Raw genomic sequence first — 15,153 nt, 5'->3', positions numbered from 1 at the left:
ATTCTCCTCAGGGACTATGCGGGGTATGGGGAACTAGTCGGCCGGTTCGGCACCGAGCGCCTGGAGGAACGAGCGCGCCCAGCGGTCGACATCGTGCGTGAGGACTTGGCGACGCATGGCGCGCATACGGCGGCGTCCCTCTGCGGGGTCGAGCGTAATGGCAGTCTCCAAGGCGTTCTTCACCCCATCCAGGTCATGGGGGTTGACCAGGAGAGCACTGGTCAGTTCCGCCGCGGCCCCGGCGAACTCGGACAGCACGAGCGAGCCGCCGAGATCGTGGCGGCAGGCGACGTACTCCTTGCAGACGAGGTTCATCCCGTCACGCAGGGGAGTGACCACCATGACGTCGGCCGCGGAAAAGAACGCGGCCAGCTCCGTCCGGTTCACGGACTGATGCAGATAGTGCACGACCGGGCGGCCCACGCGGGCGAATTCGCCGTTGATTCTTCCGACCATCTGCTCGATGTCGCCACGCATCCGCTGGTAGTGCTCGACGCGCTCGCGGCTCGGCGTGGCCAGCTGGACGAACGTGACGTCCTCCGGGCGGACGCGGCCTTCGTGCAGCAACTCGTGCAGCGCCTGCAACCGCAGGTCGATGCCCTTCGTGTAGTCGAGCCGGTCGACGCCGAGCAGGACCTTCTTCGGATTGCCCAGATCGCGCCGCAGCTGGGCGGCGCGTTCGGCGACGCCCTTGGTCTTGGCGAGTTTGTCGAGGCCGATGGCGTCGATGGAGATCGGGAACGCGCCGACCCGCACCGTGCGGTCGCCGACCTGCATCAGACCGGGGCGGGTGCGGATGCCGACCGCGCCGCGGCTCGATTCGAGCCCGGCGAGCTGCCGTGCCAGCCAGAGGAAGTTCTGCGCGCCCCCCGGCCGGTGGAAGCCGACGAGATCGGCCCCTACCAGGCCGCGGACGATCTCGGTCCGCCACGGCATCTGCATGAACAACTCGACCGGGGGAAACGGGATGTGCAGGAAGAACCCGATCCGCAGGTCGGGTCGCAGTTCGCGGAGCATCGCCGGTACCAGCTGCAACTGGTAGTCCTGGATCCACACGGTCGCGCCCTCGGCGGCGACCTTCGCGCTCGCCTCGGCGAAGCGCCGGTTCACCCGGACGTAGGACTCCCACCAGCTCCGGTCGAATACCGGCCGGGCCACCACGTCGTGGTACAGCGGCCAGAGCGTCGCGTTGGAGAAGCCCTCGTAGTAGTCGCGGACCTCGTCCGACGTCAGGGAGACCGGGTGGAGGACCAGGCCGTCGTCGTCGAACTCCTCGACCTCGACGTCGGGCACGCCGGGCCAGCCGACCCAGGCCCCCTTGCGGGAGCGCAGGAACGGCTCCAGCGCCGACACCAGCCCGCCGGGGCTCGCCGTCCAACGCCTGCTCCCGTCGGCGGTCCGTTCGAGGTCCACCGGCAGCCTGTTCGCCACCACCACGAAATCCGCGGAGGCCGTTCTGCTCGTCTCGGCAATCACTTCGTCCACCAGCCGCTCCCTCGATTCGCGGGTCGCTGCCCTAAGCGGAAACCCTATCGCGCGAGGAGGCCGCCGCCCGTTGCCGAGCGATCACTCCAAGCGTCGTTCGGCGGGTTCCATCGGACCCGCCATCCGTGGCCCGGCGAACTTGCGTTCGAGCCTGCCGAGCCCCGTACGCACCGGTTGTGCGAGGTATTCACCTAGTACCACGCCCGCTGCCAGGGCAAGCCCGATCGCGACCGCGGTCATCAGCGTCGAGATGTTCCCGCCGGGTTCGACGCCCAATTGGTATAGACCACGATAGGTGGAGAGACCGGGGAGGAGGGGGGTGATGCCGGACACAGCCACCACGAGCGGCGTCACCTTGAGCCGCCTTGCGAGCACGCCACCACAGAAGCCGACCAGGGTGGCGGCGACGGCGGACGAACTGACCGCCTGGAAGTCGGTCAGCATCAAGGCGCCGTACACCGCGCCGCCGATGGCGCCCGCCGCACCGGCGACGATCATCGCGCGCATCGTCGAATACGAGGCGAGCGCGAAGCAGGCGGACGCGCCGATGCTGCCGACGACGATGATCGGAAGTTGCTGCGGCGTCGAGGAGACGACCTCGGGCAGCGGCGTCAGCGGCAGGCCGAGCAGCACCGCGATCTTCAGCGCGAGCACCACCCCCGCGATCAGCCCGGCACTCATCAACGCGGTTTCCATCGTGCGCCCGGCCGCCGTGACGTAATAGCCCGTGATGGCGTCCTGCACGGCGGAAACCGTGGAAAGACCGGACAGCAGCACGGTGACGGCCGCCGCGACGACCAGCGTGGGCTTGTCCGTGGTGAGCAGATCGCTGCTGACTATCGCCATCGCGGACAGCGTCGCGACCAGGCCGCCGATCACCTGCTGGAAGAAGAACGGCAGCGCGAAGCGGTTCAGCAGGCGGCCGAGCCGGTCGATGACCGCGCTGATCACCAGCGCGACCAGTGCGACGTCGATGCTGCCACCGAGGATCAGGGTGATGAACGCGGCCAGCCCGCCCCAGGCGGCCGTGGCCACCCAGCGGGGGTACGGATGCGGCGCGGTCGTGATCCGCTGGAGTTCCTGCTGGGCCTCTTCGGCGCCGATGTTCCCGCGGACGATCCTGCGGACCAGTGTCTCCGTCTGGGTGAGCCGCGTGTAGTCGAGGCTGCGCGAACGGACCACGCGCAGCGCCGTCACCGGTGCCAGGTCGGTGCCGCGGTGGCAGGTGACCGTGATCGACGTGAAGATCACGTCGACCTCGCAGTGCGGGAGGCCGAGCGCGGAGGTCAGCGCGATGATGGTCGCGGTGACGTCCGAGGCGCCGGCGCCGCTCGACATCTGGACCTCGCCGATGCGCAGGGCGAGGTCCAGGACGAAGTTGACCGTCGAGTCGTCGGGCGGCTTCGGGCCCATCGCCTCGTCGCTCTCGACGGCGGGCTGCTCGGCCGTCGGCGCTTCGAGGATCTGCCAGGCACGGCGGCGCAGCAGATTCGGCCGGTGCGAGCGGGTCTGGTGGATCGATCGCTCTCCGTCACGCTGGCGCGGCGCTTCCAGCAGCCATTCGCCACGTTCGGGTGTTTCGTCCTGGTTCTTTTCGGCACCGTGTTCGCTGTGTTCGCCGCGCTGGGCTCCCTTGGTGTGCTCGTTGATCTTCATGATCGATCCACCTCCTCACTGTTTCGCCGGTTCATTCCCGAGGAGCATCGGGGGCGGCGGCCCGGCCGTTGCAGGAAACCCGAAGTGGCGTCCACCACGTCTCGGGAAGATCATCTTCACTCGGTCGGTTTGCGGCACACTGCATGCCATGGTGTCCTCTTTGAGCAGGCGATCCGTCCTTCGTGCGGCCGGTTTCACGGCGGCCGGGACGGCGGCGACTTTCACCCTTTCGGGGCCATCCAGCGGGGCGGAGGCCCCGGTTTTCGCGCACGGGGTGGCTTCCGGTGATCCGATGCCCGATTCGGTGCTTCTCTGGACCCGGGTCACGCCCTCGCCCGAGGCCGTTCCGGGATCCGGAAAAGGGGCACGGGTGGACGTCCGGTGGGAGGTGGCGAAGGACGCCGGATTCGCCGACGTCGTCGCTCGCGGTCACGTCCGCACCGGGCCGGAGCGTGACCACACGGTGAAGGTGACGGCGGATGGCCTGTGTGCGTCGACGGTGTACTGGTACCGCTTCACGGCTCAGCGGAAGGTCTCGCAGACCGGGCGGACGCGCACCGCGCCTTCGCACGACGAAGACGTCGCGAGCCTGCGGTTCGGCGTTGTCTCGTGTGCGAACTGGGCTGTCGGTCACTTCGCCCCCTACGGCTATTTGGCCGACCGTGACGACCTGGACGCCTTCATTCACCTGGGTGACTACCTCTACGAGGGGAATCCCAACCCTGCGGGTGATCTTCGGCCCTCGGTACCGCCCAACGAGTTGATCACCCTGTCGGACTACCGGCAACGCCACGCGATGTACAAGACCGACGAGCATCTCCGGCGGCTCCACGCCCGCCACCCGATGATCGCGACCTGGGACGATCACGAGGCCGCCGACAACGCCTGGTCCGGCGGGTCGCCGTCACACGACCCGGTGACCGAGGGTGACTGGGCCGACCGGATGCGGGCCGCGCACCGGGCGTACTTCGAATGGATGCCGGTGCGGCATCGCGGCGACCGGCTGTACCGGCGGCTGAAGTTCGGACGGCTGGCCGACCTCACCATGCTGGACCTGCGGACGTACCGGACCAAGCAACCGGACCCGCGGAGCGGACGGACGGCACGGTCCTCGGCGCCGAGCAGCGGCAGTGGTTCCTGGACGGCCTTTCGCGCGGGACGGCGGCCTGGAACCTGATCGGGAATTCGGTGATGGTCACGCCGATCAAGGTCCCCGCGCTGCCCACCCGCGAACGGCTCGCGCTCGGCGACCTGCTCGACGGCCAGCCCACCACGGTCAACACCGACCAGTGGGACGGCTACACCGAAGATCGCCGCCGGGTCCTCGACACGATCGCCGCGCGGGGCCGGGGCAACACGGTTTTCCTGACCGGCGACGTCCACTCGTCTTGGGCGAACGACGTGCCGCGGGACGGGGTGAGTGTCGCGGTGGAGTTCGTCTGCCCGTCGGTCACCTCGGACAATCTCGACGAGCAGCTCGGCGTCCCGCCGCGGACCGGCTCGCTGCAGGTCGAGGCCGCGATCCGCGCGCTGAACCCGCACGTGCGTTTCGTGGAACTCGACTCGCACGGCCCCGGCGTCCTCGAAGTGACCCCGGACGCCGTCCGGATGAACTGGTACTACGTCGCCGACCGCCGCGACCCGGCGACCACCGTGACGTTCGCGCACGCCTTCCGGACCTTCGCCGGAGAGCCCTGGGTGCGCCCTGCGAAGAGCTGAACGGGCGCCGATATACTGGGTTCGCCCGGGCTGCCCTGGGTGAAGCCGCTATAGCTCAGCTGGTAGAGCATCTGTCTTGTAAACAGAAGGTCAGGGGTTCGAGCCCCCTTGGCGGCTCAAGATCAACATGGCCTTTGACCTGCGAATTTAGCGGTCATACAGGCGTTATTCGCATTCGGCTTGGCCCCATTGGGCTCCGTTTCGTCTCCGTTTTCACTGCCGTGCCGAAAGTTGTGGGTGTGGGTGCCTTCGGGGACAGGGTGGCGATCCAGCACGCGTGATCGCCTCGGTGACATCGCGGCCACCTTTAGTGAGGGTGGTCAAGGCGTCTCGGGGCGGCCTTCGGCGCACGATCCGGGTGGTTCGGGCTCTTCCGCGGCACACGCTGGCGCTAGCAGGGGTCTCTTCGGCGAACGGGTTCGGCGGGGGTTGACTCGGTGTTTGTCGAACGTTTGGATTCGTTGGGAAAGCGACCGCGTTCGGCGATCGCGGTCCGGTCGAGCCCGATCAACGGCTTGAAGGGGCTCGAAGCAGGTAACCGGAGGGTTCTTGGTTCGAGTCCAAGCGGGGGAGCTTAAGCCCAGGTCAGACGACCTGGGCTTCTTCGTTTCGGGGTCTCGGGGCGATTTAGTGTCGATTTTGACGTCTGTCCAGCGTTTCCCCTGATGCGCCGCCTGCCTGGCTGAATCATTGGCGTCGGTCGGGTCACCTGGCGCCGGGTTCCCAGCGAGGCGAGCGAGGCGCGGTTGAGATCGCGGCTACGGCGGCGCTCACCGCGTGGTACTCCGGGGTAGCAGGATGCGACGGTCCGCATCGTTTCAGGGAAGCGAAGTCGTTTTAGGAGAGTTTCCTGAACTGCGAGAACAGCACGCCTGACCCCCTCACTGCCAGTGAGGATCAAGCAAGGCGCTGACCTGCGGTTATCGAGAACCCGCTGGTCGGCTGGAGCAGTTGTGCTCTTATCGATGCGGTTCGGCGTCGTTGGACGCTGTTGTAACCGACGTCGTGCTCCAGGATTGCTCCAGGAAAATTAGTGTGAGAGTTCGAAATAGTCGTTTCGATTGCTGCTGCGGAGCGACGCGTCGTCGCTGGAGTGCAACCTAAGTGAGTTGACAGGACATCCTCGTGACGTTCAGGTGGCCGTTTGAACGGTCGGTGCGGCGGAGATTCAGCAGGCGCGTCGCTCATGCCAATGAGCGGATGTCCACCTCCGCGAACGTCGTCGATCGCGACCGGATCGACCAGCTCGTCGCCGACAACCGCTGCCTCCATTCGCAGGGTGGCAAGGCCGATGATCTGCTCTACGAAGTGCTCCGCCAGTTCATCGGCCGCCGCACCATCGGCACGAGCTTCCTGTCCGCCCGCGTCGCCCCGACGACGGCACCGTCCTCGCCTGCGACGTCGACCCAGCCAGCCGCCGCCGGCGCTGTAACAACAAGTGTTCAGCACCGTGACCGCGCGGCGCGTGTGACCAGGTCAGAGGGTTGCGCGCGGCAAATCCGCGAGGTGCTGCCCCTGTATGCGGGTGGCGGTGGCGACGAGAACGCGCATGACAGCGGCATCGAGACACTAGTGCCGTACCCAGTCCGACGTCAGGTAATGCTGCGGCTGGCCCACGCGACTAGTTAAGTGATCCGACCCGGATGGCTGAGTCGAGGAGACGTCAGTGGAATTGTCTGCACTCAGTACCGACCAGTTACACGCCGTCGCTGCCCATCTGGCACTGGCCGAGGTCATCATCCAGACCCGGCTTCCCGCCGAAATCAAGCCTGAAGAGCGACGTTACCGGCTTCGCGTGGACGGCAAACTGGCGCAAGTAATCTCCCGCCGCTCCGGGGATTGGCAGGTCACAGACGTCCACCGCCCACTCCTGCCAGACACCGACGTGGTGATCTTCGTGGACTTCATACCTGACGACGCCGAGTTCTACCTTGTTCCGGCTGATCTCTTCTGTCAGGGCGTAGCCGAGCGTCACGCGGAATTTATGGCGCGCGTGCACGAGCGGCCCAAGAACCCAGACAGTCGCCATCACCGGGTTCGCACGAGTGACGTGGAGCTATGGCTCGGGCGTTGGGACATACTGCTGAAACCCGCGTCGTGACGGGGACCACCGCGTGATCAGCGAGCACAGCACGAACTTCCACATTCGGCGTGCCGCCCTCGATGACTGCGGCAGCATCCTTGAAGCATGTGAAGCCGACGTGGTCGATTTCGAGACGCGGGATCTCCTGTGCGGCAAGATGCCGTTCCCGATCTTCTTGGCTCTCGATACACGAGAAGTGGTGGTTGGCGCGCTAGAGGAAGACCTCTTCTGCAAGAACGGCGACGGTTGGGCCTGGGTTTTCAACATCGGCGTGGCTGAGCACGCCGGAGTCACGGTGTGGGGACGGCTCTTCTTCGTGCCTTCAGCGAGGCCGCGTTCCAAACTGGGCGCACACACGTTGCTCTGCGGATTCAAGGCGGTGACGGCATGGAAGCCCGTCGCGCGTTCTTCCGCCGATGCGGCCTGAGCAGTCCTGATACCGACGACACCCTTGCAATCAGCGTACTCGCCAGCCTGGAGTGGTAGATCTTCGGCATGTATCCGCGTGCCGGAGCGTCGCGCGTACGGACCTACTTCCTCGGCCTTCAGAATTTGCCTAACCTCCGTGATCGATCGCGGAGACTGACTTTGCTGCAACAGCAAGTGTTCAGCGCTGTGACCTCGCGTCGCGTGCGACCACACGTCGACCTGTACTACTGCACCATCCTGATCCCCACCATCGACACCATCGCCGTCGACGAACGGTTGGGGCCCCGGCTTCAGCCGGGGCCCCACGCCCATCAGCAGCCGGGAACGCCGGTTTGGTTCTCGACCAGCGACGAATGAATGTAGCCAGTGCCGACGGGCGTGGCGGAACGGAACCAGCGGTTGGACGCGTAGTCAGAGGTCGGCGGGGAGACCCACTGGCTGTCGACCCAGCACAACATGGTGACACCTGTACCGTTTCCCAGGTATCCGTACGACCCGCAGCCCGTGTTCGGGCACGAACGGACGTTGGCTCCACCGGAATTCGAGCCGATGTAGCTGCCTGCAGCAGTTGATGCACTGGCTGAGCCGGTGATGGCCAGAGCAAGACCTGCTGCGGTGATGCTGGCGACGACTACTCGACGGACGGCGGTTCGTGTGGGTTCGGACATGGGATGCTCCTCCAGCCGTTGGGTGGGCGACGTGATGTCGCCCGAGTCCATCGTCGCGACATTCGTGTGAACCTCCTTCCAACCTGTGGCCGGATTTGGCGCGTGGAGGTTGTGCCGTTCCGTTCGCACTAGGGGTGGGTGGGCTGAACGGTCGTGGTTCCTTCTCCGCCCCACATCTAGTGTCGAAGCATGGGATGTCCCTTCTGCGGCCATGAGATGACCAAGGTTGTCGACACGCGTATATGTCGTGGCGACCGGGTGCGGAAGCGTCGGTGCGCCGGATGCGGTGGCCGTTTCTCCACTGCTGAACGGATCACCGTGGAGTACATGCGAGTACGTAAGCGCGGAGGCCAGCTGGAGCCTTTTTCCCGCGCTAAACTCCGTGCTGGGCTGGTGAAAGCTGCTATGGGGACTGGTCTGGCCCACGAGGACGTTGACGTCCTCGTGGGCCGGGTGTTGGCGATACTTCAGCCAGAGGCCCCCGATGTCCCCGTTCCCAGCAGGGAGATTGGTGAGCTCGTACTCGATCAGATGCGAAGCGGCCCCTTAGGAACACAGGTGGCTCGGGCGCGTTACGCAATGGCTTTCTTCGGCGGTTCCGGAAAAGCACATGGCTGCCGCGGGCTAGCTGATTTGCTGGACTGGCTGGAACACGAATACGGGTCGCCCCGACTTTCCGCCTTGGGGCCAGCCCCGATGACGGTGGTGAAGCGGGACGAGCGGACCGAGCCGTTTCAGCAAGGCAAGATCACAGCGAGCGTCGTCGCGGCGGCCAAAGGACAGGAGTCAGGCAGCACGATCGACAAACTCGCTTGGCTGGCCAGCTCCGGCACTGTCGAGGGGTTGACGGGACAGTCGATCGTGACCAGCCAGCAGATCGCCGCCGAGGTGTTGAAAGTGTTGCGTTCGCGCAACCCAATTGTGTACTTGCGCTATGCGGCAGCGGTGAAGCGTTATCAATCCGTTGACGATGTCTGGCGAGACGCCCTGGCGGCTCGCGAAGCTCGCTGAGGCAGCCGCGCGGGCCCGACCGGCGACCGGATACCAGCGTGGTTCGCGATCCGGGCAAGAAGCCTCTTGACGTCGAAACGATCGAGCGGCAGGCCGTTCGCCGCGATAATAAGCGGTCCTTCGGCGCGTTTGCCGAGGTACTCCCGTACTGCGCTCGCGGTGTCATCCGTCAAGGTCACCGCTTCCGGTATGCCCCTGTACGCCGTCGCCAACGTGGCAGTTTGTCCGTCGCCGAAGTCGGAAGCCTGCGCTGCGCATAACTGGGATACCGACAGGCGGCTGAACAGCAGGGACAGCACGGCGGCATCCCGCGCGTTCGAGCTGGCTTTCAGCATGCGATCGCGTTGGCGTGAGGTCAGCAGTGTCGCAGTAGATCGCCTGCGGGGTGGGCAGGGACGGCGTTGGTGAACGCCTATCACCGGCGATAGGTCACGTTCGCCGATGTCGACGAGGAAGTCGTAGAAGCGGCGGAACGACGTGATGTACCGCGCGATCGTGTTCAGGCTGTACTGCTGTTCCCGGAGGCTCCCAAGGAACCGGGCAAGGTCTGAGGTGCCGGGTGCAAGCACGTCGACTTCTTCCTGCAGGCACCACAAGAACAGCGACTCCAAATCCCCCCAGTACGCCATCAAGGTCGCGGTCGTGATGCCGGCGTCGGCCAGGTCGTACATGAGCGACTCACGCAGCTCGGCGAACCGCTCGTATTGAACTGGCTGCCCGCCGATGAACGGATGACCGCTCTCCGGGAAGTAGTCGCCGGACTCAGCCATGATCTTCATAGTAGCACGCTTCGCGCTATTGTGCTTATGCTTTCTTGCCCTCTACCTGCACATTTACTGTTCACTCCATGATTGAATCGATGCTTACGCAGCAGGCAGGTACGCCGCTGCGGAACCGGCTCCGGGCGGCGGGCTCGCTGGACAAGGCATCCATGCAGCTCTTTACCGAGGTCGACTTCCTCGCCGAAGGCAGTGCCGACTACTGCCGCGGCCGCGGCGTCACCCCCCTCGCGTTGGAGTTCCGCCGGGTGGTTGTCGACCCCGTCCGTGGGCTGCGTATCGCGGCCGCCTATCTGGAGGCGCCCTCATTTGACGAACGGGCAGTGGCGAGCTTCGAGGCCTTCCGCGATGAGACGCGCCTGCAGTTTGAGTACCTGACGTCCTCGACTATGTTGGGTGGTCTCGGTGTACGGGTCGAGCCAGTCTCTACCGACCCGTACCAGACCTCCGTTTGCATGGCCGAGGAACTGCGTGCACACCGCAAGCTCCGCGTCTACGCCAGCAACGCCTCGGACAACCCGCACCCTCTGCTCACCGACGACGAAAACACGATGTTCCGAGCCGTCCACGACGCCCTGGCTCACGCTGCTATCGGCCGCGGGTTCGATCACCACGGCGAGGAAGCGGCATGGCTTAAACACGCCTCGATGTATTCACCCTTCGCCCGCCGCGCGCTGACTACCGAGACCAGAGGGCAGAACAGTGCCATGATCTTCGGCTACCGCGGTGACAGGTTTCCGGAGCAGAAGGTCGCGCTCCTGCCCAGCCGTTACTCGGACCTCGCCGACGTCACCCTCCTCGACCGCACACCTCACGCGACCTGACGTCGCCAGATGCCTCGTCGTAGCTACGTCTCGGCGTGTGCCCACCAGGGATCCGTGCTCCGTGCCTACTAACATCTGTAGGCGCAGTTAGGCACTCAGTGGGCCGCTAGCGCGCTGTGGCGGGCGTTGCGCCTGGTCCACCCGTCGGCCCCGCCCTCTTTGTCGAGTGGGCTACCTGCGAGGATGCGGAAGCCGTCGCCCTTCGCGTCCTGCGGGCGGCCCTGACCGAACTGCGGGATCGTCGTGGCTTTCTGTCACCGCCAGTCACACTCGCCGGTCTGGTTCAGACATAGAGAATCGCCCACTGAGCGGGACAACGTTGTCGCCGATTGGGCTCTGTTGCCGAAGTAGAGCCTGGTACGACCCGACATGGCCTGACACTCGGATGGGTAGGAGCTCCGCGTTGACCTGCACGAACGGTCAAAATTCGGTATCACGCGACACTCGCTGGCACGGTGGCGGAGGGGACGCTGTCTCCGAGGGAATCTGCAGTTCATCGACGTGGGTGGGTCCGCACGCTGCGGTGTGTGCGGGGAGAACTACCCGGACGTCGAACGGGCTCTGCTGCACGATGCGGACCACACGGCCGAGGCCGTCCTCGGTCGCCAGGTCCGCGACAAGAGCCGCATGCCCCTCGCCCAGCCCGTCGATGACCTCGCGTAGGCGCGTTTCGTCGCGCGCGACGCCGGTGACCGCATAGCCTTCCGCGGCCATTGCGCGGGCTATCGCGCGGCCGATGCCCTCACTCGCCCCGGGGCCCAAAACCGTGCGCCGGACAGCCGGAACGGTCACTTCTGCGCGGCCGGGATCGTGCCGGGGGCTGTCTTGAAGGAGATGGGTTCCATCAGCGGCTTGCGCCGGGTGTTGTGAAAGGCCGCGACGCGCCACTGCCCGTCCGCCTCGCGCACGAACGTGCACGTCTGCACTTTCGACAGCCTCGACGCCCGGGGCGTCGTCGCGCCCTTAACTCGGCCAACCTTTGGGAGAACCACACGGCATCGGCATACTCGGAGAAAACGCAATGACTCGCTCACGAACAGTCAGATTCGGCGATCTCGGTGCGGTAGGAGCTGGCCTGGTCATCGCCACCCATGCACCGGTCCTGGCGACCCTCTCCCTCGCCGTCGTGCTTGGGCTCGTGACCGTGCTGGCGCTCACCGGCGGGCTGGCCGCACGACGCAGCCGGCGCGACGCCGCGTTGCGCGTGCTCGTGGTCCTGCTCTATTTCCTGCGCACCACCGAAGGACGGATGACGCCCACCACGACAGCACCATGCGAACGACGGGTGGCGAAAATTGAGCCGGTCAGACGTCGGCTGCGGATGCCAGAAGGGATCCCCTCACTGCGTAGGCATCTCCTGCTGATACGAGCCAGGGTCGAACGTCTCGGTTACCTTTTCGGGCGCACCCTGTCGGCGACGTTGCTCGTCGCGTTCGGCGTGCTGGCCATCGTCCCGAGCATCGTCACCATCCCGCTGACGTTCGTGCTTTTCGGGCTGGCCTTGACCGCAGTGCTGCGCAACGTGTTCGCCGTCGGCCGCTACGTGCACATCCTGGGCATGACACCGAATCCGGACGGCGAGTGGACTACGCAACGGATCCGCAACCTCGTGATGGATCTCGGTGATCGAGGCGACGACTTCAAGTTTCTCATCCGGGACAGGGCTGGCCAGTTCGCGGCCTCGTTCGATATCGTCCTGGCCGCCGTCGGCATGGAGGCGGTGAAGATTCCTCCGCGTTGCCCGCGGGCGAACTGCTACGCGGAACGGTTTGTGCTCACGGCCAGAACCGAGCTCGCCGACCGTATGTTGATCGTGGGCGAGCGGCATCTGCGCGCCGTGCTCGCCGAGTACATCCGGCACTACAACGGTCGACGGCCGCATCGTTCCCGCGAACTCTGCCCACCACGGCCGACCCACCCCGTGGCAGACCTCAACTCCCAGCGGATCAAACGACAGCAGGTGCTCGGGGGCCTGATCAACGAATACGAACGAGCCGCATAGAGCCACTGGTCAAGACCGGTAACCAACTTATGGAACCCCACACGTCGGCTGGCGGTTTGAAGTGCCGAGCCGCTGCACCGTCATCAAGTGGCTGAACCAGATCGCCGAACTGGCTGGATTGGTCGACGCGGCAAACCAGCCGTTGCAGTGCACGCCCCACGACTTCCGCCGCATGTTCGCGCCCGACGCGGTCAACAACGGGCTCCCGATACACATCGCCGCACGCCTGCTGGGACACAAGCACCTGGACACCACGCAGGTCTACACCGCGGTCTTCGACGAGGAGCTGGTTCGGTCTTATCGGCGCTTTCTCGACGAGCGGGCGAGCGCAGCGCCCGCCCGCCGAATACCGCGAGCCGACCGAGGAGGAGTGGACCGAGTTCCAGCAGCACTTCCAGGCGAGGAAGCTCAGCTTCGGCGAGTGCGGCCGCCCCTACGGCACTCCTTGCCAGCACGAACATGCCTGTTTCTCTGAACTACGAGTTGATCAGCTTGGGGCGGGCGAGATGCGACGCGTTGGGCCATCGTCACGTTTTCCCGAGCTTGAGTGCTCGTGCGCGCTCTCCGGCGTTCTCTGGGCGGATCCGCTCGGCTCGGCAGTGCCGGTGGGTGATGACACTGTGGCTTCCTGGGCCGTCGTTGCTGCGCGCGTCGAGGACGAGGGCATCGCCGCCTGGACTTACCGTGGTCTGTTCACTGCAGAAGTCGCAGGGCCAGGCCAACGATTCCAGATCGGCAGGGCGGATGCTGAGACGCACTGACACCGGGGGATGCCAGCGATGGATCTGCTCAATCACCGCATCAATCTGCGAGCCGATCGGTGGAAAGCGCGTGAGTAGTTCATCATGACTGCTCGTGACTCGGGAGAACTGCTCAATCATGTCGAAGGATTCGCCGACGCGCTGATGGTGCGCGACGCCGGGGATGCGGGCGCGCTGCGTGGGGGCCATGAAGGTGGCATCGTCTGGACTGCTGAGGTTCTCTCTTCGGGCCGGACACTTTGAGCCCGGACAGTTGGCCTGGGTAAGGATGTTCTGGTGTTGAACTCCCCTGGTTGTCCGGAGACCAGGGGCAACGCCAGAGCCGCTACACGCTTCATACCTGTCACTGTTGCTCCTTGTCACCGAGCACGCTCGATGGTGCTCATCGAACGACCTGCCGTCGGGTAGAAGTTGGCTGGCGACTCTCGATCGAGCTGGCTCGACAGGGATCAGTGGCGGCGTTCCCGCCGAGTGGCGTCCGGGGTGGAAGTGGCCCCGGACGCCACTCGTCAGGTCATGATCAGTGGCAGCCGGTCAGGTTGCCTTCGGGCACCCAGCCGTCGACTCCGCCGTTGCCGTGGCCGTAGTACCACCACACACCGTCGGCGTACACGGGGCCGTCCACGATGCGGAAGCCTCCGCCCGCCGGAATCGTGTAGAGAACCTCAGTGCTGTACCCGGGCAGTCTCCGCACCCAGGTGTTCTGGTTGGTGTTGCACAGCGTCTGCACGCTCGCAATGGTCATGGCGCCGACCGGCTCCGCTGACGCCACCGGCGTCGAGACGAGAGCGACGGAACCGGCGAGGGTCAAGGCCGCGAACGCCGTGACGGCGGCGCGGCCCATTGACTTGATCGAGAACAAAACAGTTTCCTTTCGTTGAGATGACTGAGCCGGGTTCACCGGGGGTGGCCGCCGGGTCAGTGAAGGCAGTCGCGCCGAAAGAATGCCCAGGCAATGCCCGCGACGAAGCAGTTGACATGCCACTTCGCCATGCCCCATTGCCGGTCTTTCGTCATGAGTCGGTGGCCGGCGGATTGGCGGTGCCGGAGCCTGTGCCGGTCCGCGCGTTCCATGTCGGCGGTGAATGGTGCCGCGCAGGTGGACTGGCCTCCTCCACGACCGCTGCCGTTGACGGTCGTGGAGGAGGGGCAGCAGAACCATGGTGACGCCGCAGATCGTCAGGGGCGAGCGGGGGAGTTCTCACGGTGCGCTCCGATTGGAAGGGAATGACGAACCGAAATCCACGTGGGAGTGATGCGCATCACCCAAGCGAATAGTAGTCAGTCGCCTGGAGCGGCACAGTAGCCCATTCGAATGGAAAGGCATATGACCCCCGAATGGGCTATCTCAGTCACGGGATTCGCAATGCGAATGGCCTAGTTTCTATGTGGTTTTCAGGTCACTTCTGGGTCGTGGACTGATAACCATGTCGGACACTCCCCCAGTGGCGAGAGCGAGTTCAACGCAGGGGTCGTCGAGCGGTGAGCACCGAAGCCGGATGGGCGCTTGACGAGGCGACTGCGTCGATCCTGGCCACCAAAGGTCCTCAGGTTTGCCGTGACCCCGCGCATGAAGGAAAACAGGCCGACTTCACCCGAATTCTGCGATCTGCTGATCTGATCGACCGTAAAACTACTCGATCGAGTGGCTACAAGGGTTATGAGGCGCGATGAGTGTCCTTGCCTTTCACTGGCGTGGGCTATTGCCGGGTATTCGGTTAAAAGGGGTAGTGGAC

At 65.2% G+C, this 15,153-nt stretch carries 16 protein-coding genes, 1 tRNA gene and 2 pseudogenes; 11 read left to right on the top strand and 8 right to left on the bottom strand.

Annotated features, from left to right (window positions below):
- Nucleotides 1-33: 33 nt before the first annotated feature.
- Together ACZ6DT_RS37760 and ACZ6DT_RS37755 are read right to left on the bottom strand one after the other, a co-directional pair.
- The gene (locus tag ACZ6DT_RS37760) at nucleotides 34-1,485 is read right to left on the bottom strand and encodes an alpha,alpha-trehalose-phosphate synthase (UDP-forming) (protein ID WP_465604187.1); all 1,452 of its coding nucleotides are present in this window, start codon (nucleotides 1,483-1,485) and stop codon (nucleotides 34-36) included.
- A gap of 81 nt (nucleotides 1,486-1,566) precedes the next feature.
- Nucleotides 1,567-3,141: a threonine/serine exporter family protein gene (locus ACZ6DT_RS37755; RefSeq protein ID WP_465604185.1), complete on the bottom strand. Its 1,575-nt coding sequence runs from the start codon at nucleotides 3,139-3,141 to the stop codon at nucleotides 1,567-1,569.
- On the opposite strand from ACZ6DT_RS37755, the pseudogene ACZ6DT_RS37750 reads away from it, so the two are divergent.
- The 5 genes and pseudogenes from ACZ6DT_RS37750 to ACZ6DT_RS37730 all read left to right on the top strand — a co-directional run bounded on the left by ACZ6DT_RS37750 (nucleotide 3,140) and on the right by ACZ6DT_RS37730 (nucleotide 7,370).
- Nucleotides 3,140-4,860, top strand: a pseudogene (locus ACZ6DT_RS37750) (alkaline phosphatase D family protein). The gene ACZ6DT_RS37755 and the pseudogene ACZ6DT_RS37750 overlap by 2 nt on opposite strands.
- Before the next feature lie 44 nt (nucleotides 4,861-4,904).
- Nucleotides 4,905-4,977, top strand: a tRNA-Thr gene (locus ACZ6DT_RS37745).
- A 1,083-nt stretch (nucleotides 4,978-6,060) separates the two neighbouring features.
- Nucleotides 6,061-6,489: a hypothetical protein gene (locus ACZ6DT_RS37740; RefSeq protein WP_465604183.1), complete on the top strand. Its 429-nt coding sequence runs from the start codon at nucleotides 6,061-6,063 to the stop codon at nucleotides 6,487-6,489.
- A 37-nt stretch (nucleotides 6,490-6,526) separates the two neighbouring features.
- Entirely contained in the window at nucleotides 6,527-6,961 is a 435-nt protein-coding gene (locus ACZ6DT_RS37735) for a hypothetical protein (protein ID WP_465604181.1), read from the top strand.
- A 13-nt stretch (nucleotides 6,962-6,974) separates the two neighbouring features.
- Nucleotides 6,975-7,370 (top strand): hypothetical protein, encoded by a 396-nt coding sequence (locus tag ACZ6DT_RS37730; RefSeq protein WP_465604179.1) that lies wholly within the window; start codon nucleotides 6,975-6,977, stop codon nucleotides 7,368-7,370.
- 313 nt (nucleotides 7,371-7,683) lie between these two features.
- Here ACZ6DT_RS37730 and ACZ6DT_RS37725 read toward each other — a convergent pair whose 3' ends face one another.
- Complete coding sequence (locus tag ACZ6DT_RS37725) at nucleotides 7,684-8,040, bottom strand: hypothetical protein (RefSeq protein WP_465604177.1); 357 nt, start codon at nucleotides 8,038-8,040, stop codon at nucleotides 7,684-7,686.
- A 189-nt stretch (nucleotides 8,041-8,229) separates the two neighbouring features.
- Between ACZ6DT_RS37725 and ACZ6DT_RS37720 the strand changes: the two are divergent.
- Nucleotides 8,230-8,574 (top strand): annotated as a pseudogene (locus ACZ6DT_RS37720) (NrdR family transcriptional regulator); the annotation flags it as partial.
- A gap of 45 nt (nucleotides 8,575-8,619) precedes the next feature.
- A complete protein-coding gene (locus ACZ6DT_RS37715; protein ID WP_465604249.1) occupies nucleotides 8,620-9,051 on the top strand; it encodes an ATP cone domain-containing protein in 432 nt (143 codons plus the stop codon).
- Here ACZ6DT_RS37715 and ACZ6DT_RS37710 read toward each other — a convergent pair.
- Nucleotides 8,997-9,821, bottom strand: a complete 825-nt coding sequence (locus ACZ6DT_RS37710; RefSeq protein ID WP_465604176.1) for a tyrosine-type recombinase/integrase — start codon at nucleotides 9,819-9,821, stop codon at nucleotides 8,997-8,999. The two genes, ACZ6DT_RS37715 and ACZ6DT_RS37710, sit on opposite strands and share 55 nt — an antisense overlap.
- A 77-nt stretch (nucleotides 9,822-9,898) precedes the next feature.
- Between ACZ6DT_RS37710 and ACZ6DT_RS37705 the strand changes: the two genes are divergently transcribed.
- Entirely contained in the window at nucleotides 9,899-10,654 is a 756-nt protein-coding gene (locus ACZ6DT_RS37705) for a hypothetical protein (protein WP_465604174.1), read from the top strand.
- Between the two features lie 420 nt (nucleotides 10,655-11,074).
- Here the strand turns inward: ACZ6DT_RS37705 and ACZ6DT_RS37700 are convergent, their stop codons facing one another.
- On the bottom strand, nucleotides 11,075-11,368 hold the full coding sequence (locus ACZ6DT_RS37700; protein WP_465604172.1) for a hypothetical protein: 294 nt from the start codon (nucleotides 11,366-11,368) through the stop codon (nucleotides 11,075-11,077).
- Nucleotides 11,369-11,442: 74 nt separating this feature from the next.
- Nucleotides 11,443-11,580: a hypothetical protein gene (locus ACZ6DT_RS37695; RefSeq protein WP_465604171.1), complete on the bottom strand. Its 138-nt coding sequence runs from the start codon at nucleotides 11,578-11,580 to the stop codon at nucleotides 11,443-11,445.
- A 200-nt stretch (nucleotides 11,581-11,780) separates the two neighbouring features.
- Here ACZ6DT_RS37695 and ACZ6DT_RS37690 point away from each other — a divergent pair, with 200 nt between their 5' ends.
- Nucleotides 11,781-12,656 (top strand): integrase core domain-containing protein, encoded by an 876-nt coding sequence (locus tag ACZ6DT_RS37690; RefSeq protein ID WP_465604169.1) that lies wholly within the window; start codon nucleotides 11,781-11,783, stop codon nucleotides 12,654-12,656.
- 61 nt (nucleotides 12,657-12,717) lie between these two features.
- Entirely contained in the window at nucleotides 12,718-13,131 is a 414-nt protein-coding gene (locus tag ACZ6DT_RS37685) for a tyrosine-type recombinase/integrase (RefSeq protein WP_465604167.1), read from the top strand.
- A gap of 52 nt (nucleotides 13,132-13,183) precedes the next feature.
- On the opposite strand, the gene ACZ6DT_RS37680 is transcribed toward ACZ6DT_RS37685, so the two are convergent.
- Entirely contained in the window at nucleotides 13,184-13,606 is a 423-nt protein-coding gene (locus ACZ6DT_RS37680) for a hypothetical protein (protein WP_465604166.1), read from the bottom strand.
- Between the two features lie 331 nt (nucleotides 13,607-13,937).
- Nucleotides 13,938-14,279 carry a hypothetical protein gene (locus tag ACZ6DT_RS37675; protein WP_465604164.1) on the bottom strand — a complete coding sequence of 114 codons (342 nt, stop codon included), beginning with the start codon at nucleotides 14,277-14,279 and terminating at the stop codon, nucleotides 13,938-13,940.
- Between the two features lie 620 nt (nucleotides 14,280-14,899).
- Here ACZ6DT_RS37675 and ACZ6DT_RS37670 point away from each other — a divergent pair.
- On the top strand, nucleotides 14,900-15,091 hold the full coding sequence (locus ACZ6DT_RS37670; RefSeq protein ID WP_465604163.1) for a hypothetical protein: 192 nt from the start codon (nucleotides 14,900-14,902) through the stop codon (nucleotides 15,089-15,091).
- Nucleotides 15,092-15,153 lie beyond the last annotated feature (62 nt).

The sequence above is a fragment of the Amycolatopsis sp. NPDC041971 genome (genome assembly GCF_055588925.1).
This window is presented reverse-complemented; position numbering and strand designations above follow the sequence as displayed.